The sequence below is a fragment of the Corynebacterium sp. NML 150383 genome (genome assembly GCF_002285085.1).
Classification (GTDB): Bacteria; Actinomycetota; Actinomycetes; order Mycobacteriales; family Mycobacteriaceae; genus Corynebacterium; species Corynebacterium gottingense.
Genome location: NZ_NSGK01000007.1, coordinates 116,978 through 137,130, shown reverse-complemented (window position 1 = coordinate 137,130; position 20,153 = coordinate 116,978). Strand labels below are relative to the sequence as shown.

Genomic DNA, 20,153 nt, shown 5'->3' with positions numbered 1-20,153 from the left:
AAGACTGCACCGTACCAGCCACACGCTGCCAGGCGCACCACATGAGCGAACACCGCCACGGCGGCGAGACCACGCCTGCGAACCTTGGTTGGTTGTGCCAGTACCACAACTCGCAGGCCGCGACCGGTGCCCGGGGACACACCGAACGGCGGGACGGACAGATCTATTACGTCTCGCCATACGGAAACGCCACCCCCACCGGCACCGACCACACCGCCCGCGCGCCCAGCCGCAAACCGCCCGACTAACTCCCCCCAACGCAAAAGCCCGCGCGCCAGCAACCCCGGCGCGCGGGCAAGCATGCCCGAAAGGCGTTAGAGCAGGTCGCGGAGCACCGGATCCGCGATCTTCAGCACGTTCTCGCGCGCTTCCTTCGCGGTCGGGGCGTCGACGGCGTAGTTGGCCATCTGGCGGCAGGTGTCCATGTCGTGCAGGCGCAGCGCGGCGCGCACCGCGTTCACCTTCGTCGGGGCCATGGACAGCGAGGTGATGCCCAGGCCGACAAGCACGAGCGCCATGAGCGGGTCGCCGCCGGCCTCGCCGCACACGCCGACCGTCTTGCCAGTGGCGTAGCCGCCCATGCCGGTCGCCTTGATCATGTTCAGCACCGGCGGCTGCCACGGGCTGAGCAGCTCCGCCAGCTCACCTTGCATGCGGTCGGCGGCCATCGTGTACTGGGACAGGTCGTTGGTGCCAATCGAGGCGAAGTCAGCAATGCTCAGCACGTGCCCGGCGCGGATCGCCGCCGCCGGGGTCTCCACCATGATGCCCACCTTGGGCAGCCCGTAACCGCGGGCCTTGTCGCAGAACCACTGGGTCTCCTCCACCGTGGCGACCATCGGCGCCATGACCCACAGCTCGGCCTCCGGCACATTGGCGTGGGCATTGGCCAGCGCCTGCAGCTGGTCGTTGAGCAGGTCCTCGCGGACCATGGACAGGCGCAGCCCGCGGCGGCCCAGCGCCGGGTTCTCCTCCTCGCCGAGGTCGGCAAAGCTCAGCGGCTTGTCCGCGCCCGCGTCCAGGGTGCGCACGACCACGCGGCGCTTGCCAAAGGCACGCAGCACGCGGGTGTAGGTCTCGGTCTGCTCGTCCACGGTCGGCGCTGAGTCACGGTCCAGGAACAGGAACTCGGTGCGGAACAGGCCGGAGCCTTCCAGGTCGAACTTGGAGGCCTTCTCCGCGTCCTCCGCGGTACCGATGTTGGCCAGCAGCTTCACCTTGTAGCCGTCGCGGGTCGCGCCCTCGCCGGACGAGCCGGCCAGCGCCTCTGCACGGCGGCGGGAGCGCTCCTCCAGCTCGTTCACGTCGGAGTCGGACGGGGCGACGATGACTTCGCCGACGCCGCCGTCGATGGCGAGCGGGGTGGCGTCGTCAATCGCCCCAAGAATGCCCTTCACCTGCACCGCCGCCGGGATGCCCAGCTGCGCGGCCAGGATCGCGGTGTGCGAGGTCGCGCCGCCACCCTCGGTGACGATGCCCAGCACGCGCTCCGGGTCGAGCGTCGCAGTCTCGGCGGGCGCGAGGTCGTGGGCGACGAGGATCGACGGCTCGGCAAAGTCCGGCACGCCCGGCTCCGGCAGGCCGCGCACGCGCGCGGTGGCGCGGTCGCGGATGTCGTACAGGTCGGTCACGCGCTCCGCCATGTAGCCGCCGAGCTTGCGCAGCTTCCCGGCGTAGACCTCGACGGCGTCGTGGATCGCGTGCGTGACGCCGGTGCCCTTCTTCAGCTCCTTCTCGATACCGCGAATCAGCCCACGGTCCGTCGCCAGCGTCGCGGTCGCCTCCAGCACCTGCTTCGACGTCGCGGAGTTCGCATGCTCGGCGCGCTGCTTCAGGGACTCCGCCACCTCCTGCAGCGCCGCCTTGACACGCTCGCTGTCGCCCTCGACGGCGGCCGGCTCGCTGTCGTCCACGCCGACGGCGGGCCTCACAACTGCAAGCGGGCCGGATGCGGTGCCGGCGGAAACTCCGATTCCGTAGAGAACAGTGCGGTTGGTCATGGTCATTCCTTTCGCTAGTCCGCCCCCGACACTACTCGTCCGCCTGCGCCTCCTGCAGCCTGGCGACGTGAAGCCCCAGGTACGCGACTTCGTCGTCAGTCAGCTCGCGCCCGAACCGCAGCTCAACCACCTGCGCGACCTTCCGCGCTACCTCCATCTCGGCGGGGTACGCGCGCAGCAGCTCGCGCGTCAGCGGCGAATTCCCGTGGTCCAGCTGCGCCCCGCGCTCCAGCCGCACGAAGAGGTACCTCGCATGCGTGATGAAGCGGGCAGTGCTTATCGACGCCACGTCCACCCCCTCACCCCATTCAGCCCCAATCACGTCCAGCATCTGCTGGATCACGCCCGTCATGCGGTACGTCTGCGCCAAGTTGCCAGTGTTGAACCCCGCGTTGACCAGGTGGAGGGTCAGCGCCGTCGCCTCCTCGGGCGGGAGCGGCGCGTCGAGCCGCCGGTTGATCGCGGCGAGCAGCCGCTCCCCCTGCGCCGCCTCCTCCGGGTAGAGGTGCGTGACCTCGGCGCGAAGCGGGTACTCCACGGTGGTGCCCGCCTTCGCCCGCTCGGCGGCGCCGCCGATGTGGTCCGCGATGGCGGTTACCAGGGTCAGCCGTGGATTCACACCGATCTCTTCGAGGGCGGCCGCGGCATCGTCGACCGCCCGGGCCGGTAGCCCTGCGATCATTTCGCCTGCGTGGTCGGGGTCGCGGCCGTCGATAGGCACGAAGATGCGCTGTACCTTGGACTCGTCGAGCGCGTCGCCCTGCTTGATCTTGAAGCCGACGCCGCGGCCGGTGACCACGACCGGTTCGTCGCCGCGGCGGGCGAGCACGACGTTGTTGTTAAACACGCGCAGGACTTGCATGCCCTAAGCGTAACGCGCCCGCCGCGGGATCTTCCGCTGCGGGCGCGCTGTGGCTGAGTGGGCCTTACTTGGTCACGCCGAGGACGGGCTGCCCCTCGGCGACGGTGTTGGTGGCCAGGTCATCAACACCGGTAAGCGTCTTGGAGTTGACCACCGTGGTGATCACGGTCGGGTCGACGCCGGCGGCCTTGATGGACGCGAAGTCCACCTCCGCCAGCGGCTCGCCGGCCTTGATCTGCTGCTTCTTCGCGGCGACCGGCGTGAAGCCCTCGCCGCCGAGCTTGACGGTGTCAATACCAATGTGCACCAGGATCTCCACGCCATCGGCGGTCTTGATGCCGTAGGCGTGGCCCGTCTTGGCCACAGAAATGACCTTGCCGGACACCGGGGCGGCGACGGTGACCTTGTCGGCCTGCGGCTCGATGCCGACTGCGTGGCCGAGCGCGCCGGAGGCGAAGGCGGCGTCGCCGAGCTTGTCCATCGGGACGACCGCGCCGGCGATCGGCGCGAGCACCTCCTTGGTCGCCACGGCGGGCTCAGCGGACTCAGCGGCAGCAGCGGGTGCTGCGGCGGTTGCGGGAGCCGGATCAGCGGCCTCGGTCTCCACGCCGTCACGTGCAGCGGCGGCGCGGGCGAGCGCCTCCGCCTTCTCCTCCGGGGTGCGGTAGTCGGTGATGAGGATGACGAAGAAAGCCGTGAAGAACGCGACGGCAATCGCGACGAGGTAGACCCACATCGGGTCGAACACGAACACGGTCGGGATGGAGGTGAACACGAACGCGTTGGTCTTCACGCCGCCGAACGGGGTGCCCAGGATCGCGATGGTCAGGCCACCGGCGAAGCAGCCGACGAGCATGCGCGGGTAGATCTTCTTGAAGCGCAGGTGGATGCCGTAGAGCGACGGCTCGGAGATGCCGCCGAGCAGGCCAGCGGCCAGGGCGGAGCCAGCGGTCTGGCGCATGAGGGGGTCGCGGTCGCGAAGCGAGATAGCCAGCACCGCAGCGGTGGCGCCGAAACAGGCGAAGTTCCACGCGCCCATCGGGCCCTGGATGAAGTCGTAGCCGAGGGTGTCAATGTTCACCAGCATCAGGGCGTTGAGCGGCCAGTGCAGGCCAAGCGGCACGAGGAACGGGTACAGCATCGGGATGAGCAGCGCGAAGACGAACGGGGCGTTGCCGTTCATCCAGGCCAGGCCGGTGCCGATCCAGGCGCCGAGCAGGTAGCCGAAGGGGCCGATGAGGAAGGCGGTGACCGGGATCATCACCAGCAGGGTGAGGAACGGCACGAAGACCATGTGCACCGCGGACGGGATGATCTTCTGGAACCCCTTGTACAGCGCCGCGGCGACCGCGGCCATGATCAGCGGCACGAAGACGTTGCCGTCGTAGCCGTTGTGGATCATCGGCAGGCCGAAGACATCGATCACGTCGGTCGGCTCGCCGAAGAGCTCGACCGTGCGCACCTCTGGGTGCTCGGCAAGCGTCATGAAGTTCGGCGTGAACAACGCCAGCATGATCGCAGCGGGCACCCACGGGTCAATGTTGAGCTTCTTGCCGGCGTTGTAGGCCACCGCCACGGGCAGGAAGTAGAACACGGAGTTCCACATCGCGTCGACGAACTGCCAGCCCGGCGTCTTCACCTCCGCGCGGAAGTCCACGAGGTGGAACGCGTCGAGCACCGCCGCAAACGCGATGATCAGCGACGCACCAAGCAGCACGCCCAGAATCGGACGGAACGAGTCCGACAGGTACTCAAAGAACGTATCCAGCCACGGCAGCCGGCCCTTGCCCTTGTCGCGCTGCTGCTTCTTCAAGTCGTCGTTGGACACGGCACCGCGCCCCGCCATCTCCGGCAGGTTATTGATGTCGTTGTACACATTCGCCACGTCACCGCCGATGATGACCTGGTAGCGGCTCCCGCCCTGCGGCACAGCACCCATCACCTTGGGGTTGGCTTCGAGGCGTTCCTTGTCGGCCTTGGTGGCGTCGACAAGCTCGAGGCGCAAACGCGTCGCGCAGTGCGTCATGCTCACAATATTGTCCGGCCCGCCGATACCGGCGAGGATGTCGGCAGCCTGCTCCTGGCGGCCGACCTTCGTGGATGCCATCGGTATGCTCCTTTTCGCTTCAGGCAAACAAAAAAGACCTGGGACGCCAAAACGCCCCAGGTCTTGCCCCGCGAACTCACGCGGGTAACAACCCTGTTGTTGGCCTCAATCTTAGGCCCGCCGCCACCGCAATAGCAAAGGGCAGGGCACTCCAGCCGAGGGTAGAGAGCAAACTGGGCACCCCGGGCAGCGCGATCACCCCCATCGTGCACACCAGCGCCACGCCGGCCGCCCAGCTGCGCACCGGCGAGCGCAGGTCCACCGCCGTCATGGCCAGCGGGATCAGCCACACCGCGTAGTAGCCCTGCAGCAGGCCGCCGACCAGGAACACGCCGCAGAACAGCACGCCGATCGTGCAAAACGCCCACACCACGCCAAGCTCGCGCCGCTGCGGGAACAGCACCGCCACCGCGCCGAACACGCCGATGAGCACGACGATGCTCACCGCGACCGTGCCCGCGCCGCTGAGCCCGAGCGCGCCGATCGCGCCGTTGTCGTACTGCCGCGTCTCCGCCAGGTAGGGCACGAGCCGCTCGGTGTACCAGCCCGGCTCCGCGGTGGTGGCCCAGCCGATGCCAAACAGCGCCGCGTAGACCGCGCCCGCGCCGACGAGCACCCACCACTGCCCCAGCAGGAACGGCACGGCGATGAGCACGATGAACTGCGGCTTGATCGTCACCGCGTACGCGAGCAGGAGCATGGCGACAACCCTCGACCCGCGGTAGTCGCGCAGGCACGCGTGCACGAACGCCACCATGACCAGCAGCAGGAACCCGTTGATATTCGTGAGGTAGATCGTGGATTCCACCGGCTCCGGTACGTTGAACGCGATGCCGATCGCCGCGAGCGTGAGCGGGCGCGCCATCTCCGGCGCGACCATCTTGGCGGTCCACCAGAGGGCAATGCTTATCGACGCCACACTCGCCCCCACCATCGCCCACCGGGCCACATCGAACGAGCCGAACACCGCCAGCGGCGCCAGGACAACGTTCGCCCCCGGCCCGTACAGGTAGTGGGGGTCGGACGTGGAGTAGTCCTCGTTGTAGACCGGGATGCCGTGCGTGTAGCGCTGGACGGCGTCCCAGATGGGGACGAAGTCGAGGCCGTCGCGAAGCAGCGGCAGGATGATCGCGGCGCGCAGTAGGCCGATGATTGCGGCCGACCAGAGCAGCCATGCCGGCACGCGCCGCGGCAGCAGCGCCATGTGCGCGCCGTGCGCGGGAACGCCCGCTCCTCCGGCCACCTACGCCTCCGGCTTGACCATCGGGAACAGGACAGTCTCGCGGATGCCCAGGCCGGTCAGGGCCATGAGCAGGCGGTCCACGCCCATGCCACAGCCGGCTGTCGGCGGCATGCCTTGTTCCATGGCGGCGAGGAAGTCCTCATCCAGCACCATGGCCTCGTCGTCGCCGTTAGCGGCCAGGCGCGCCTGGTCCTCAAAGCGGGCGCGCTGGATCACCGGGTCGCCGAGCTCGGAGTAGCCGGTGGCCAGCTCGAAGCCGCGCACGTAGAGGTCCCACTTCTCGGTCACGCCGGGCTTGTCGCGGTGGTCGCGCGTCAGCGGCGAGGTCTCGACCGGGAAGTTGGTCACAAACGTCGGTTCGTAGAGCTGGTCGCCGCACAGCTCCTCCCAGATCTCCTCGACCAGCTTGCCGTGGCCCCAGCCGGCGCCCTCCGGCACCTTGAGGCCGATGGTGTCGGCGATGGCGGTGAGCTCCTCCACGCTCGACTCGATGGTCACCTCGGGCTGGCCCGGGAATTTGCGGGCGAGGGCCTCGTTGAGGCTCGGGTACATCTCCAGGACTTTCCACTCGCCGGAGAAGTCGTACACGGTGCCGTCGGCAAGCGTGACCTGCTCGGAGCCGAAGACCTCGCGGGCGCAGAACTGCACCAGGCCCTTCATCATTTCGGCGCCGTCGTGGTAGGTGCCCCACGCCTGGTAGGTCTCCAGCATGGTGAACTCCGGCGAGTGCGACTTGTCCACGCCCTCGTTGCGGAAGTTCCGGTTGATCTCAAAGACACGGTCGATGCCGCCGACGACCGCGCGCTTGAGGTACAGCTCCGGCGCGATGCGCAGGTACAGGTCGATGTCCAGCGCGTTCGAGTGGGTCACAAACGGTCGGGCGGCGGCGCCGCCGTGCAGCGTCTGTAACATCGGCGTCTCGATCTCCACGAAGTCCTCACCCGTGAGGTACTTGCGCACCGCGGCGATGGTGCGGATGCGCGTCATCGCGTTCGTGCGGGCGTCCTCGCGCATGATCAGGTCGGTGTAGCGCTGGCGGACGCGCTGCTCCTCGTTCATGTCCGCGAACGCGACGGGCAGCGGCCGCAGCGCCTTCGACGCCATTTGCCAGGACTGCGCCTGGACGGAGAGCTCGCCGCGTCGAGAAGCGATGACCCGGCCCTTCACGGACACGATGTCGCCGAGGTCAGTGTCCGACTTCCACGCGGCCAGCGCGTCCTCGCCGACCTCCGCGAGCGAAAGCATGACCTGCAGCTGCGTGCCGTTGCCCTCCTGCAGGGTGGAGAAGCAGAGCTTGCCCGTGTTGCGCTGGAACATAATGCGGCCCGCGACGGCCACCACGTCCTGGGTCTCCTGCCCCGGCTCCAGCTTGGTCGCGCCGTCGCCCTCCCCCTCGGGCACGGCCTGGTACTTCGCCCGCAGGTCCTGCAGGGAGGTGGTCCGCTCGACGCTGACTGGGTAGGCGTCCTGGCCGGCGTCGAGAAGCTTCTGCCTCTTGTCCCGGCGGATCTGCTGCTGCTCTGAAAGTTCTGGCGTATTCACGTTCAGCCATCGTAGTCGGTCAGCGAGGCTCACTCGACTCCACGGTCACGGTACCGCGCCGCCCGCCCACAAGACTCACCGCGGCCAGGGCGATTATCGACGCCACCACCCCCGCCACGAACGCCGACGCAGACCCCTCCGCCTGCGTCGCGCCCGCCGCCACGCGCAGCGACATCACGCCGATGAGCACCGCGGTGCCGGCCGCGCCGCCGAGCTGCTGCAGCGTGTTGAGGATCGCGGAGCCGTGCGAGTACAGCGCGTTCGGCAGGGCGGACAGCGACGCGGTGAGCAGCGGCGTCATCACCATCGCCATCGCCACGTTCACCGCGATCAGCGAGACCACGATCACCCACGCCGGGGTGTCCTCGCCAAGCAGCAGCCACAGCGCGGCCTGCGAGGCCCCCATGAGGATCGCGCCGGGGACGGCCAGCGGGCGGGTCCCCACGGCGTCGTAGATCCGCCCCGCGATCGGCGAGGCGATCCCCTGCGCCACGCCGCCCGGCAGCAGGAGCAGGCCGGTGAGCAGCGTGGACAGACCGAGCGCGCCCTGCATATAGATGGGCAGCAAGTTCACGGTGCCTAGGAACGCGCCGAAGATGAAGACGACGGCGATGATGGAGCAGGTGAAGTCGCGGTAGCGGAACGCCCCGAAGTCCAGCAGCGCGCGGTGGCGGGCCGCGAGGCGGCGCTGGCGGCGCACGAACACGACGGTGAACGCGATGCCCACCACCAGCGCGATCGCCGGGGCGACGGACTCGCCGGTGAGGAGCTGCGTGAACGTCGATAAGCCGTAGACCAGGCCGCCGAACGCCAGCACCGACAGCCCGACCGAGGGCAGGTCGAGCGGCGTCGAGCGGGTCTCGCCAACATTGCGCATGAAGAAGAACGCGCAGACGACGAGCAGCACGGGCACCGGCACCATCACCCAGAAGATGTGGTGCCACGTGTACGCGTTGAGCACCGCGCCGGCCAGCGCCGGGCCGAGCGCCGGGGCGACCGAGATCACCACGGCATTGAGCCCCATCACCGTGCCGCGGCGCTGCGGCGAAATCACGTTGATCGTGACCGTGAACAGCAGCGGGATCATCACCGCCGTGCCCGCGGCCTGGACGATGCGGGCGAGGATGAGGACGACGAAGGCAGGCGAGAGCGCCGCGAGCACGCTGCCGCCGATGAACAGGCCCATCGCGGCGAAGTACAGGGTGCGGGTGGACAGCCGCTCGATGAGGAAGCCGGTGGTAGGGATCACCACGGCCATCGTGAGCATGAAGCCGGTGAGCAGCCACTGCGCCACGTCGGCGCTGACCGCGAACTCCTGCATGATCGCCGGCAGGGCCACCGAGACCGTCGTCTCGTTGAAGATCATCATCATCGCCGAGAACACGAGGATGCCAAGCAGGACCGCCGGGTTGGGTGCGGCGGAAGCGGTACGGGCGGTCACGCGCGGAGTCACCTTTCTGTGGGATAAAAGAAGGAGCACGCGGGCAGCACGCTTATCGACGCTCCCCTGTGCTCCAGGCAATGCTGAGCCCGCCTACTGTATGCCACGGCGGGCGGTGGCGCTACTCGCACATCGGCAGCGCGAGTCGCTTCTCCTCGGCCTCGTGGCCGTTGATGACCACCATGAACTGCTCCTTGTTCTCCGGCACCATCACGAAGGCCGGCGGGTAGGCGTCCGGGACCTCGTAGGAGTCGATCATGCACTCGCCGCTGCCCAGGATGACGGCCTCGTCGCGGCCCGGCACGACCTCGTCGCGCGCGTCCTGCGACACGTACTTGGACACGGACACGCCCAGGTCCTGGTTGGCGCAGCGGATCTTGCCCTCCTGGCCCTGCTCCGGGGTGGCGGACTCGCACTGCAGGTCCTCCCAGCCCTTCTGGCCCGAGCTGCCGGACACCAGCTGCGGGTACGCCTCGGCGATCTCCGCGTCGGCGCCCTCCCACTGCGCGCCGCGGCTGTTGTCCCACCACCACCAGAACGCGCCGAGCGCGATGAGCAGGAGGACGAGCACCGCGATGATCCAGGGCCACGGGTTCATCTTGCTCTTCACCACGGCGGGGCGCTTGTACTCGCCGGTGGGGCCGTAGGCGTACGGCTCCGGGGGCTTGCGGTAGCCGTCCTGCGGGCGCGGCGCCACGGAGGTCAGCGGGCCCTGGTCCTCGACCGCGGAGGCGGCGCCGCCTGCCAGGGCGAGGAGGTAGCCGGCGCAGGAGCCGGACTCGCCGGCCAGCTCGGCGTCCACGGGGGTGCCGGTGAGCTCGGCGACGAGGTCACGGAAATCGGCGCGGTTGCGCTCGGCGGACTCGGTGGCGTCGCTAAGCGAGGGCCCAGGGCCCACGAGCGCCATCTTCACGGGCGTGGACGACCAGGCGGGCTGGACCAGCAGGTGGTCCGGTGTAATCGAGCGGGCGACAAAGTCGGCGTAGCCCTCGCGGTTGTAGGCGTCGATGGCCTCGGCGACCGGCTGGAGCAGGTCGCGGGCCTCGGTCTTGGTGAAGGCGGAGCCGACGGCCTGCTTCTCGCCCAGCAGCTGGCGCAGGGGTGTGCCGGTCGGGGCCTCGCGCAGCACGAACAGGTGCCCGCCGTCGGTCAAACCGGCGCCGCGCGGCTGGAACACGCCCGGGTGCGACGCCTCCGCGAGCGCGGTGTTGAGCGCGCCGACCACATCGGCTGCGTCGGGCCCCGGCGTGGCGGCAAACAGCTCGACCTCCACGGCCTGGCCGCTCTCGTTAGACGCGGTGTACAGGGTGGAATCGGCGGTGCGGCCCGTTTCCAGGACCTGCTCCTGGTCGAAGGTGAAGCCGAAGCGCTGGTTCAGCAGTGCAGCGATGTTGGACACAGACATGCCCAAGAGTGTAGCGCCCGCTATGCCTCGATGTTTTTAAACCCGACGCCCAGCGGCACGCCGACGTTATCAATCAGGTGCACGCCGCCCAGCTCGACGGCGGCGAGGAGGCGGGCGTCGCCGGTCGGTGGGGCGGGGCGCATGGCAAGGTCGCGCAGCTCAAGGTAGGCGGGCTCGACCCCGGCGGCGGCGAGCACCCCGCGGGCGGTTTCCAGGACCACGTGCGCGCCGTGCTCCGCCGCGTGCGCGCCCGCCGTCAACGCCGCGGCCAGCGCGAGCGCCGCGTCGCGGTGCTCCTCCGGCACGTCGCCGTTGCGCAGGCTCACCGCCAGCCCGTCCGGCATACGCACCGTGGGCACACTGTGGATCTTCACCTCCATGCGCAGCGCCGTGACCGCCAGTTGCGTCGCCACGAGCAGCTCGAAGTCCTTCTCCCCCAGCACCAGGTCCGTGGCGTGGGTGGCGTTGAGCGTGGCGAGCAGCCGCGCCACGTCGCGCCCGACCGCCTCGGCGTCTTCCAGGTGCGCCATCCCGGTGTCCACGCTGGCGGCGCAGCCCAGTTCTCCGTGGAAGACCACGTCAACCTTTTCTTCGGCGAAGACTTCCGGGACCTCGTCGCCCGAGAAGGTGACAAACACGTACGAGCCCAGCAGCGACTTCGCCGCCCGGATCAGCTCGATGTGCCCGGCGTGCACCGCGCGGCCGAGCGGCACGACCACGATCGACTTGCCCACCTTCCGGAACGCGCGCCCGTAGGTGGCCAGCAGCGCCTCGTCGCGCACGACGGTCGCTGCTCCCGGTGTAAACGTCATTGGTTTCTCCCTTCGTATTTGTCCATTGCCCACACTTGCATGGCGGCGTCGCGGGCCTGTTCCGCACCCCTGCGCTGCATGTCCACGAACGCGCGGCGCACGCCTGGATCATCGATCGCGCCCAGCAGCAGGTCCGCCGTGGCCGGGTCGAGGCCCGGCCCCTCGCCCGCGGGCTCGTCCCCGAGCGCCGGGAGGTTGGGGATGGCGGAGGTGAGGAGTTGGTGGGCGTCGATAAGCAAGGTGCGCTGCGCGGCGCGGAGTTCCTGCGCGGCGGCGATGCGCGGGCGCGCCGAATCTGCGATGGGCACGGCGGTGCCGCCGGATTCCGCGACGAGCATGGAGACGACGCCTTCGCCGAGCTCGTCGGCCGCGGACGTGAGCCACGTGCGGTCGTGGAGGCGGTAGGCGCACATGACGATCGCGTGCGCCGTTTCCACGTCATCGAGCAGCTGCGCGTCGCCGAGCAGCGCCGTGTGCAGGAACATTTGGCGCGGCCGCGCGTACGGGGCGAGGCGGGCGGCGATGCTGCGGACTTCGGCGGGGCTGGTGACGTCGATGAGCACGAGGTCCACGTGCGCGATGAGCCCGGGGTCCGCGAGGTCGAGCGGGCGGACGGTGTGCCCGGCGCGCTCGAGGTCGTCGGCGAGCCCGCACGCGTTGCCGATCGCACCGGCCAAGAGTGTCGGCGCCACTAGCGCTTGTTGCGTTCCAGCAGCTCAGAAACGGACAGCGAGCCCTCGCGGCCGGCATCGCGGCGGCGTCGGCCTCCGCGGCGCTCATCGCTTTCACGCTTCTCGACGCCCTGCTCATGCCGCCCGACGTACTCCTCCGGCTCCGGCTGCGGTTGGGGTTGAGGCTTGGGCTCCGGCTCCGGCTTGGGTGCGGCGGTTTCGGTCTTGGTCCGCTCGCTGATCAGCGCCGACAGCGGGTTCTGCTGCTCGCGCTGCGGCTGCTGCCCGATGTTGCCGCGCACAGCGTCGCTGCTCGGCGCGCCGCTGGGGCGACCGCGGCGGTGGGAGCCGTTCGCGCGCTCCGGCGCCGGGGTGCGCACCACGGAGATCTTCGCGGTGTCAAAGCTCGACGGCCCCTTGGTCTCGTGCTTGTGGGGCTCGGCCTTGGGCGCCTCAACGGGCTCAGCCGGCTCGCTCGGCGCAGTCGGCGCAGCCGCTGCCTCCGCTTCCGCCGGGCGCTCGAGTTCCTGGATGCGCCGCGCCGCCGCACGCACCGCGGCCGGCTCGTACTCGAAGACCTGCCCGCTCATCTCCTCCAGCTGGGAGCGCAGCGCCTTGATCTCAGCTTGCAGCTCGCGGAGCAGCTCGGTGTCCACCGGGCTCGCGCCGGCGCCACCCGCGGCGGCGGCCGGCTGCCGCTCCAGGCGCGCCAGTTCTTCCTTGTGGTTCGCCTCGCTCTGCTTGAGCGCGCGGGTCGCTTCGTCGCGGTCGCGGCGCATGCGGAAGATCACGATCAGCCCGGCCGCGGCGGCCCACAGCGCGAGGATGAGCGAGATTTTCAGCGCGTTTGCCGAGTTGGTAAACAGCATCACCACCGTGCCCACGATCGCGAGCGCGAACGGCACGATGACCCAGAGGTTTCCGCGGTCACTAGAAGAGGGTTGGGCAGTCATGATTAGTACCTTAGCTAACGCCCTCGCCCGACGAGGGTGGCGACACCTCGCACGCCTTCTCCAGCAGCACCCCCGCCACCGCGAGCAGCAGGCCGCCGACCACACCGCCGATGAGCCCCGGCAGGTCCTCCCCCGCCGCGGCGAGCGTGCCCAGCCGCGGCACCACGTACACCAGCGGCCCGAGGTACGCCCCGCCGCACACCGCGCCGGCCCACGCGCACGCCTTGCCAAACAGCATAAAATTCGCGGCCATCATCGGGTTGAGCTGCGAGCGGTCCAGCCCCACCCGCCCGTCGGAGCGCCTTCGCTTCACCACCACCACGAGCACCGCGCACACCAGCGCCAGCACCCAGAGGCTCGACGGCACCGCAGCGCCTATCGACGCCACCGCCCCGTACCAGCGGCGCATCAGAATCAATGTGGCCGCCGCGCAGAACCCCGCCGTCCCGATCAGCGCCGCGTAGGACGTGCGACGCATGCCCTCGCTGCTCATCCTCTTAGCCCTCCAGTCTGCGCACGCCGTCGCGCTCCGCCGGGTCCAGGCGGGCGAGCAGGTCGGCGACGCGCTCGCCGCCCAGGGTAGCGTCCGGGTCGATCTCCAGCCAGGGTGCAAGCACGAAGGCGCGCAGGTGCGCCCGCGGGTGCGGCACCGTCAGCTCCGGGTCGTTGGAGGTGTAGCCGGCGATGTCCACGATGTCCACGTCCAGGGTGCGCGGCCCCCAGCGCTCGACGCGGACGCGGTTGGCAGCCTCCTCGAGCGCCTGGCATTCGCGGAGGAGTTGGGTGGGGGTGAGGGGGGCGTCGATAAGCATGCTCTGGTTGAGAAAGTCCGGCTGGTCCGTCTTGCCCCAGGGGGCGGTGGCGTAGAGGGAGCTGGCGACGACGAGCGAGTCGGCGAAGTGATCCACCACCGAGGCGAGGTGCGCGCGCGAATCCTCCATGTTGGAGCCTGCGGAAATGACGGCGCGCATGCTACCTCCTGTGCTTGCGGTTGCGGCGGCAGACCACGGCGACGTCGTCGAAGACGAGCGGGATCGGCGCGTGCGGCTTGTGCACGGTAACCTCGATGGCGTGTAGCGCGTCGAAGCGGCCCATGGCGGTGTCGGCGATCTCGGTGGCGACGGTCTCGATGAGCTGGCGCGGGGTGCCCGCAGAGACGTCGTAGGCGAGCTGCGCGAGCTCGGCGTAGTTGACGGTCTTGGTCAGGTCATCGCCCGCCGCGGCCTCGGCGAAGTCGACCCAGCAGGTGAGGTCCACGGTGAAGGCCTGGCCAAACTCGGTCTCGTGCGGGAGCACGCCGTGGTGCGCGAAGCACTGCAGGCCCTTCAGTTCGATGCGGTCGGCCATGAGTGCGCACCTCCCTCGCGCCACTTGGCGGCGACGTCGACGGCGTCGCGCGAGACCGCGACCTCGTGCACGCGCACGCACCACGCGCCGTAGTGCGCGGACAGCGCGGTGACGGCGGCGGTGGCGGGGTCGGCGTCGACGGGGCCGTGCTCCAGGCCGCGCTCCTTGCGCACCCCGGTGAGGAAGCGCTTGCGGCTCGCGCCGACCAGGATGGGAAACTCGCCGGCGATGAATTCCGGCAGCGCGTTGAGCAGCGCCCAGTTGTCCGCGGCCGTCTTGGCAAAGCCAAGGCCGGGGTCGAGCGTGATCTGGTCGTGCGCCACGCCGGCGGCGAGCGCGTTATCCACCAGCTCGCCCAGCACCTGGTGGACGTCGCGCACCACGTCCCCGCCGTGGTCGGCGGCGCCGGAGGCGTTGACGAAGGCGTCGGCGCGCCAGTGCATCAGGCACACCGGCAGCTGGGTCTGGGCCATGACGCGGTACATGTCGGTGTCGGCGAGGCCGCCGGAGACGTCGTTGATGAGGTCCACGCCGGCGTCGGCAGCCGCGAGCGCCGTCGACGCGCGCATCGTGTCCACCGAGGTGCGGATCCCGTCCGCGTGCAGCGCCGCGATGACGGGGCGGACGCGCTCCGCCTCCACCTCGGCCGGGACGCGGGTGGCGCCGGGTCGGGTGGATTCGGCGCCGACGTCGATAATGTCTGCCCCGAGCCGCACGAGTTCGTGCGCGTGGGCGATCGCGTCGTCGGCGGCAAGCCAGCGGCCGCCGTCGGAGAACGAGTCCTCGGTGACGTTAACAATGCCCATCACCGTCGTGCGGCCGGGCGCAGTGAGATCGGCCACGCTGACCATGGCTAGCTCCTTATCAGGCTCATGACCTCGGCGCGCGAGGCCGCGTTGGATTGGAAGCCGCCGCGCACCGCGGAGGTGGTGGTCACGGCGCCGGGCTTGCGGATCCCCCGCATGGCCATGCACAGGTGCTCGCATTCGACCACCACGATGACTGCGGAAGCACCAAGCTTATCGACGATCGCGTCAGCCACCTGCCCCGTCAACCGCTCCTGCACCTGCGGCCGCTTGGCGTACATGTCCGTGAGGCGGGCGAGCTTGGACAGCCCGGTGACCTTGCCGTCCTTGCCTGGGATGTAGCCCACGTGCGCCTTGCCGTAGAAGGGCACGAGGTGGTGCTCGCAGGTGGAGTAGATCGGGATGTCGCGCACGAGGACCAGCTCCTGGTGGTTCTCCGCGAACGTCTTCTCCAGGACCTCGGTGGGGTCGGTGTGGAGGCCGGCGAAGACCTCCTCGTAGGCGCGGGCGACGCGCGCTGGCGTCTCCTTGAGGCCCTCGCGGTCCGGGTCTTCGCCCACGGCGATGAGCAGTTCGCGCACCGCGGCTTCGGCGCGCTGCTGGTCAAACTTATTGGTCATTGTTGGGTCGGTCCTCTGGGTCGGTGGGGTGGTTGTCGCTGTTGCTGTCGCGGTCCTCTTTCCGGTGCCGCGGCAGCTGGCGGGTCGTGTCCTCGGACGCGGGGCGGTAGGCGGTGCTGCCGCCGCGGCCTTCCGCATCATCGTTGTAGTACGACTCGTCGGGGCGCTCGTTGTCGGGGAGGCGGAAGCCGATCTCGGCGGTCTCGTTGTCCGGCTGCTCCGGCTGGGCGGGCTGGTCCAGGGTCGGCGCGTAGTTCCGCATCCCCGGGTGCTGGCCCTGCTGGCTTTGCTGGTCATCCCCCGGGTAGGTCCAGCCCGGAGGCGGCGTCGGGCCGCCGTAGTTCGGGCGGCTGCCGCCGGTCGGCGGAGTCCACTGCGACGATCCGTTGCCGTCGTTACCCGGCTTGCCCGGGCGCCAGTGGTTGCCGCCCTGCTGGCCCTGCTGACGCTGCTGGCGCTCCCGCTGACGGCGCTCACGCGTCGCCTTCGACGCCTCCAGGATGGAGAAGCGCTTCGGCGGCTCCTCACCGCGCTCCTTCGCCAGTTCCACCGGCGTCTTGACCGGCTCGCGGCCGATCTGCTGGTGGAAGCGGGCGTCGTGGGCGGGCAGCTCGGGGCGTACAGGCTCGATGTCAGTAAACAGCTGCTCTAGGTCTGGGCGGCGCAGGGTCTCCTTCTCCAAGAGTGCGGAGGCCAGCGCGTCCAGCTGGTCGCGGTACTTTTCGAGGGTGCGGTAGGCCACCTGGTGGGCTTCGTCGAGAAGCGCCTGCATTTCCTCGTCGATCTTGGCGGCGACGGCCGGCGAATACTCCAGCGAGCCTCCGCCGCCCTTGCCGGAGAACGGATCGCCCTGCTCCTGGCCGTACTTCACGGCGCCGAGTGAGGAGGTCATGCCGTACTCCGTGACCATCGCACGGGCGATCTTCGTGGCCTGCTCGATGTCGTTGGAGGCGCCGGTGGTGGGCGCGCCGAAGACGAGCTCCTCGGCGGAGCGGCCGCCCATGGCGAAGACCATGCGGGCGAACAGCTCGTTGCGGTTGTACATGCCCTTGTCGTCCTCGTCCGCGGTCATGGCGAAGCCGCCCGTGCGGCCGCGGGCCAGGATGGTGACCTTGTAGACGCGCTCGATGTCTTTGAGCGCCCACGCGGACAGGGTGTGGCCACCCTCGTGGTAGGCGGTGACCTTCTTCTCCTGCTCGGAGATGATCTTGGTGGAGCGGCGCGGGCCGCCGATCACGCGGTCGGTCGCCTCCTCGAGCGCGTCCGTGGTGATGACGTTGCCGCCGACGCGGGCGGTGAGCAGGGCGGCCTCGTTGAGCACGTTGGCCAGGTCCGCGCCCGACATGCCGGCGGTGCGCTTGGCCAGCGCGTCGAGGGAGACGTCCTTGGCCAACGGCTTGCCCTTGGCGTGGACCTTGAGGATCTGGGCGCGGCCGGCCAGGTCCGGGTTGGTCACCGGGATCTGGCGGTCGAAGCGGCCCGGGCGCAACAGGGCGGGGTCCAAAATGTCGGGGCGGTTGGTCGCCGCGATGAGAATGACGCCCTCGCGGTCGCCGAAGCCGTCCATCTCCACCAGCAGCTGGTTGAGGGTCTGCTCGCGCTCGTCGTGGCCGCCGCCCATGCCGGAGCCGCGCTGGCGGCCGACGGCGTCGATCTCGTCGACAAAGATGATGCAGGGGCTGTTCTCCCGGGCCTGCTTGAACAGGTCGCGCACGCGGGAGGCGCCCACGCCAACGAACATTTCTACGAAGTCGGAGCCGGAGATGGAGTAGAACGGCACGCCGGCCTCGCCAGCCACGGCGCGGGCCAGCAGGGTCTTACCGGTGCCGGGAGGGCCGTAGAGGAGCACGCCGCGCGGGATCTTCGCGCCCAGCTTCTCGTAGACGCCCGGGTCCATGAGGAAGTCGACGACCTCCTGCAGCTCATCGACGGCCTCGTCGGCGCCCGCGACGTCCGCGAAGGTGTTGGTCGGGTTGTCCTTGGTCAGCTGCTTCGCCTTCGAGCCGCCGATGCCAAACATGCCGCCGCCGGCCTGCATGCGGTACATCATGTAGGAGATCAGGCCGAAGACCAGGATCATCGGCAGCATGAAGCCCAGCATGGACAGGAGGAAGGACTCCTGCGTCACGTTCGTCTTGTACTTGTCGGCCCCGGACTCGCGCACGGCGTCGAAAATCTCCTGCGTGGCGCGCGCCGGGTACTGGGCGGAGATGGCTTCGACTCCCTCGTGCTCGTCCACCGTGATCGGCTCGCGCAGCTCTATGCGGACGCGCTGCTCGCGGTCGTCGATCTGCACCTCCTGCGCGTTGGAGTTGTGCAGCTGCTCGACGGCAACGGACGTGTCGACCGTTTGGTAATTCCGCGTGTCGTCTCCAAACAGCGTCAGGACGTACAGCGCGATGAGCGCGATGGCGGCGAAAATGCCCCACCGCAACACGTTTTTATTTTTAGTCATACAGTTTTTTGGGTCTTACTTGTCGTCGCAGTTAGTTGTCGCCTGGAGGGGCCTACTGGCCCTCGGAGTACACGCGCGGGTGCAGCGTGCCTACGTACGGGAGGTCGCGGTAGCGCTCCGCGTAGTCGAGCCCGTAGCCGATGACGAACTCGTTGGGGATGTCAAAGCCGACGTCGAGCAGGTCGATCTTGGCGGTCTGCACCTCGGGCTTGCGCAGCAGCGTGATGACCTCGAGGCTCTTCGGGCCGCGGCCGTTCAGGTTCTTCAGCAGCCAGGACAGGGTCAGGCCGGAATCGATGATGTCCTCCACCACGAGCACGTCGCGGTCGGCGATCTCCTTGTCCAGGTCCTTCAAAATGCGCACCACGCCAGAGCTGGTGGTGGAGTTGCCGTAGGAGGAGACGGCCATGAACTCCATCTCGGCCGGGATGGAAAGCTTGCGGGCAAAGTCGGTGAGGAAGAAGACCGCGCCCTTGAGCACGCACACCAGGATGAGGTCCTGCTCGGCGTCCTTGTACTTCTCCGAGACCATGTCCGCCAGCTCCTGGATGCGGGCCTGCAGGTCGTCCTCAGTCAGCAGGATGGCCTCAACGTCGTCGCCGTAGCGGTTCGCGGGGACGTTGAAATCCTTCTTTGTGTACAGCTCGGTCATGGTTGGGCCCTTCCATCTCCTGTTGGCTTACAACTCCTTCATACTGCCACCTCTTCCCCGCCTGCGACAACAACGGGAGGACTACTTGCAGCGGTCCTCCGGCGGGCGGGTATCCAGCCCGTATTGCAGGAACGGCGCGAGCAGCGCACCGATCAGCGCGGCGACCGGGTTGGCAAAGAAGAGAGCGGGGTCTGAGGAGAGGGTGGACGAGCCAGTGAACATGCCGCAGGAGGAGCCCGGGATCGCGGGATGTTCTGCTGCGGGAGCGGCGGGAGCGGCGAGAGCGATCGCGGTCATGTTGAGTATCGCGCAACGCCTCAAGCGGCGTTACCCGCGCCGCTCGAGGGTGAGCTCGCCGCCCACCCGGCGCACGCGCACTCCCCCGGCCATGTCCACGCCGACCTGACCGTTCCAATGCGTGATGAGCCGCTCGATGGCGGTGAGTTGCCCGCGGTTGGGGCGCACGTCTGCGCTGACAAGCCACGCGTGGATCCGGGAGCGGCGCACGGCGCTGGGCAGGGCGGCGAGTTCGTCGCAGGAGGTGGTCGCGGGGGCGTCGAGAAGCGACTGCGCGGCCGCGATCCGGTCGGCGGTCTGCGCAAGAGGCGGCACGGCGTCGCCACCAAGGAGCTCGGTGAGCGCGGGGATGATGCGCGTGCGCAGCGCTACTCGGCGAAACGCGGGGTCCCCATTCATCGGATCCTCCCACGGGGTCACGCCCAGCTCGGCGCACGCGCCGACCGTATCCGCGCGGCGGATGGGCAGGAAGGGGCGCACGAGGCGCCCGGCGCGCGGCGCCATGCCGGACGGGTTGCCGCGCAGCGCGCCGAGCAGCAGCGTTTCGGCCTGGTCGTCGGCGGTGTGCGCCACCCATACCTCGCCACCGTGGGCGAAGAGCGCGGCGTAGCGGGCTTCGCGGGCCGCGGCCTCCAGGTTCCCGCCGCGCGGCACCGCCACCTCCACGACCTCGGCCGGGACGCCGAAGCCTCGCGCCTGCTCGGCGGCACGCTTTGCGACGCCACCGCTGCCCTCCTGCAGCCCGTGGTCCACCACCACGGCACGCGCCGGGATGCCTTCAGCGGCCGCGGCGGCGACGAGCGCGAGCGAATCGGGCCCGCCGGACAGGCCGATGACCACGGGCGCAGCGGGCGCGTCTGCGGCCCGGGCGGCGCGGACGGCGCGCCGACAGGCCAGGAAGTGGGGCGAGGTGCGGGGCCAGAACGGCTGCGCGGCCATG

Annotated in this window: 19 protein-coding genes and 1 pseudogene; 1 reads left to right on the top strand and 19 read right to left on the bottom strand. The window is 69.4% G+C overall.

Annotated elements, in window-relative coordinates; translation table 11 throughout:
- Positions 1-248 (top strand): annotated as a pseudogene (locus CKJ85_RS11895) (HNH endonuclease); the annotation flags it as partial.
- A 66-nt stretch (positions 249-314) separates the two neighbouring features.
- Here the strand turns inward: CKJ85_RS11895 and ptsP are convergent.
- The 19 genes from ptsP to tilS form a co-directional block, all read right to left on the bottom strand.
- Positions 315-2,000 (bottom strand): phosphoenolpyruvate--protein phosphotransferase, encoded by a 1,686-nt coding sequence (ptsP, locus tag CKJ85_RS08555; RefSeq protein ID WP_095554066.1) that lies wholly within the window; start codon positions 1,998-2,000, stop codon positions 315-317.
- A gap of 31 nt (positions 2,001-2,031) precedes the next feature.
- The gene (locus CKJ85_RS08550) at positions 2,032-2,862 is read right to left on the bottom strand and encodes a PRD domain-containing protein (RefSeq protein WP_095554065.1); all 831 of its coding nucleotides are present in this window, start codon (positions 2,860-2,862) and stop codon (positions 2,032-2,034) included.
- Between the two features lie 64 nt (positions 2,863-2,926).
- Positions 2,927-4,969 carry a glucose PTS transporter subunit IIA gene (locus CKJ85_RS08545; protein ID WP_095554064.1) on the bottom strand — a complete coding sequence of 681 codons (2,043 nt, stop codon included), beginning with the start codon at positions 4,967-4,969 and terminating at the stop codon, positions 2,927-2,929.
- Positions 4,970-5,045: 76 nt separating this feature from the next.
- Complete coding sequence (locus CKJ85_RS08540; RefSeq protein WP_143340188.1) at positions 5,046-6,212, bottom strand: glycosyltransferase family 87 protein; 1,167 nt, start codon at positions 6,210-6,212, stop codon at positions 5,046-5,048.
- Positions 6,213-7,754: a lysine--tRNA ligase gene (lysS, locus tag CKJ85_RS08535; protein WP_095554071.1), complete on the bottom strand. Its 1,542-nt coding sequence runs from the start codon at positions 7,752-7,754 to the stop codon at positions 6,213-6,215.
- Positions 7,755-7,773: 19 nt separating this feature from the next.
- Positions 7,774-9,195, bottom strand: a complete 1,422-nt coding sequence (locus CKJ85_RS08530; RefSeq protein WP_233127007.1) for a DHA2 family efflux MFS transporter permease subunit — start codon at positions 9,193-9,195, stop codon at positions 7,774-7,776.
- Positions 9,196-9,316: 121 nt separating this feature from the next.
- Positions 9,317-10,600, bottom strand: a complete 1,284-nt coding sequence (locus tag CKJ85_RS08525; protein WP_095554062.1) for a hypothetical protein — start codon at positions 10,598-10,600, stop codon at positions 9,317-9,319.
- Between the two features lie 20 nt (positions 10,601-10,620).
- Positions 10,621-11,412: a pantoate--beta-alanine ligase gene (locus CKJ85_RS08520; RefSeq protein ID WP_095554061.1), complete on the bottom strand. Its 792-nt coding sequence runs from the start codon at positions 11,410-11,412 to the stop codon at positions 10,621-10,623.
- Positions 11,409-12,104, bottom strand: a complete 696-nt coding sequence (locus CKJ85_RS08515) for a hypothetical protein (protein ID WP_095554060.1) — start codon at positions 12,102-12,104, stop codon at positions 11,409-11,411. The genes CKJ85_RS08520 and CKJ85_RS08515 overlap by 4 nt, the downstream gene beginning before the upstream one ends.
- A complete protein-coding gene (locus tag CKJ85_RS08510; RefSeq protein ID WP_095554059.1) occupies positions 12,104-13,036 on the bottom strand; it encodes a DUF6779 domain-containing protein in 933 nt (310 codons plus the stop codon). Before CKJ85_RS08510 ends, CKJ85_RS08515 begins: the two co-directional genes overlap by 1 nt.
- Positions 13,037-13,046: 10 nt before the next feature.
- Positions 13,047-13,529: a DUF3180 domain-containing protein gene (locus CKJ85_RS08505; RefSeq protein WP_331252971.1), complete on the bottom strand. Its 483-nt coding sequence runs from the start codon at positions 13,527-13,529 to the stop codon at positions 13,047-13,049.
- Between the two features lie 4 nt (positions 13,530-13,533).
- Positions 13,534-14,007: a 2-amino-4-hydroxy-6-hydroxymethyldihydropteridine diphosphokinase gene (gene folK, locus CKJ85_RS08500; protein WP_095537929.1), complete on the bottom strand. Its 474-nt coding sequence runs from the start codon at positions 14,005-14,007 to the stop codon at positions 13,534-13,536.
- Position 14,008: 1 nt separating this feature from the next.
- Complete coding sequence (gene folB, locus CKJ85_RS08495; RefSeq protein ID WP_095554057.1) at positions 14,009-14,383, bottom strand: dihydroneopterin aldolase; 375 nt, start codon at positions 14,381-14,383, stop codon at positions 14,009-14,011.
- On the bottom strand, positions 14,362-15,234 hold the full coding sequence (gene folP, locus CKJ85_RS08490; protein WP_095554056.1) for a dihydropteroate synthase: 873 nt from the start codon (positions 15,232-15,234) through the stop codon (positions 14,362-14,364). Before folP ends, folB begins: the two co-directional genes overlap by 22 nt.
- Before the next feature lie 2 nt (positions 15,235-15,236).
- Entirely contained in the window at positions 15,237-15,809 is a 573-nt protein-coding gene (gene folE, locus CKJ85_RS08485; protein WP_095275596.1) for a GTP cyclohydrolase I FolE, read from the bottom strand.
- On the bottom strand, positions 15,799-18,264 hold the full coding sequence (gene ftsH, locus CKJ85_RS08480) for an ATP-dependent zinc metalloprotease FtsH (RefSeq protein WP_095554055.1): 2,466 nt from the start codon (positions 18,262-18,264) through the stop codon (positions 15,799-15,801). Before ftsH ends, folE begins: the two co-directional genes overlap by 11 nt.
- A 52-nt stretch (positions 18,265-18,316) precedes the next feature.
- Positions 18,317-18,907 carry a hypoxanthine phosphoribosyltransferase gene (gene hpt / locus CKJ85_RS08475; protein ID WP_095536349.1) on the bottom strand — a complete coding sequence of 197 codons (591 nt, stop codon included), beginning with the start codon at positions 18,905-18,907 and terminating at the stop codon, positions 18,317-18,319.
- 90 nt (positions 18,908-18,997) lie between these two features.
- Positions 18,998-19,213: a hypothetical protein gene (locus tag CKJ85_RS08470; RefSeq protein ID WP_095554054.1), complete on the bottom strand. Its 216-nt coding sequence runs from the start codon at positions 19,211-19,213 to the stop codon at positions 18,998-19,000.
- A gap of 30 nt (positions 19,214-19,243) precedes the next feature.
- A complete protein-coding gene (gene tilS, locus CKJ85_RS08465) occupies positions 19,244-20,152 on the bottom strand; it encodes a tRNA lysidine(34) synthetase TilS (protein ID WP_095554053.1) in 909 nt (302 codons plus the stop codon).
- Between the last annotated feature and the right edge of the window lies 1 nt (position 20,153).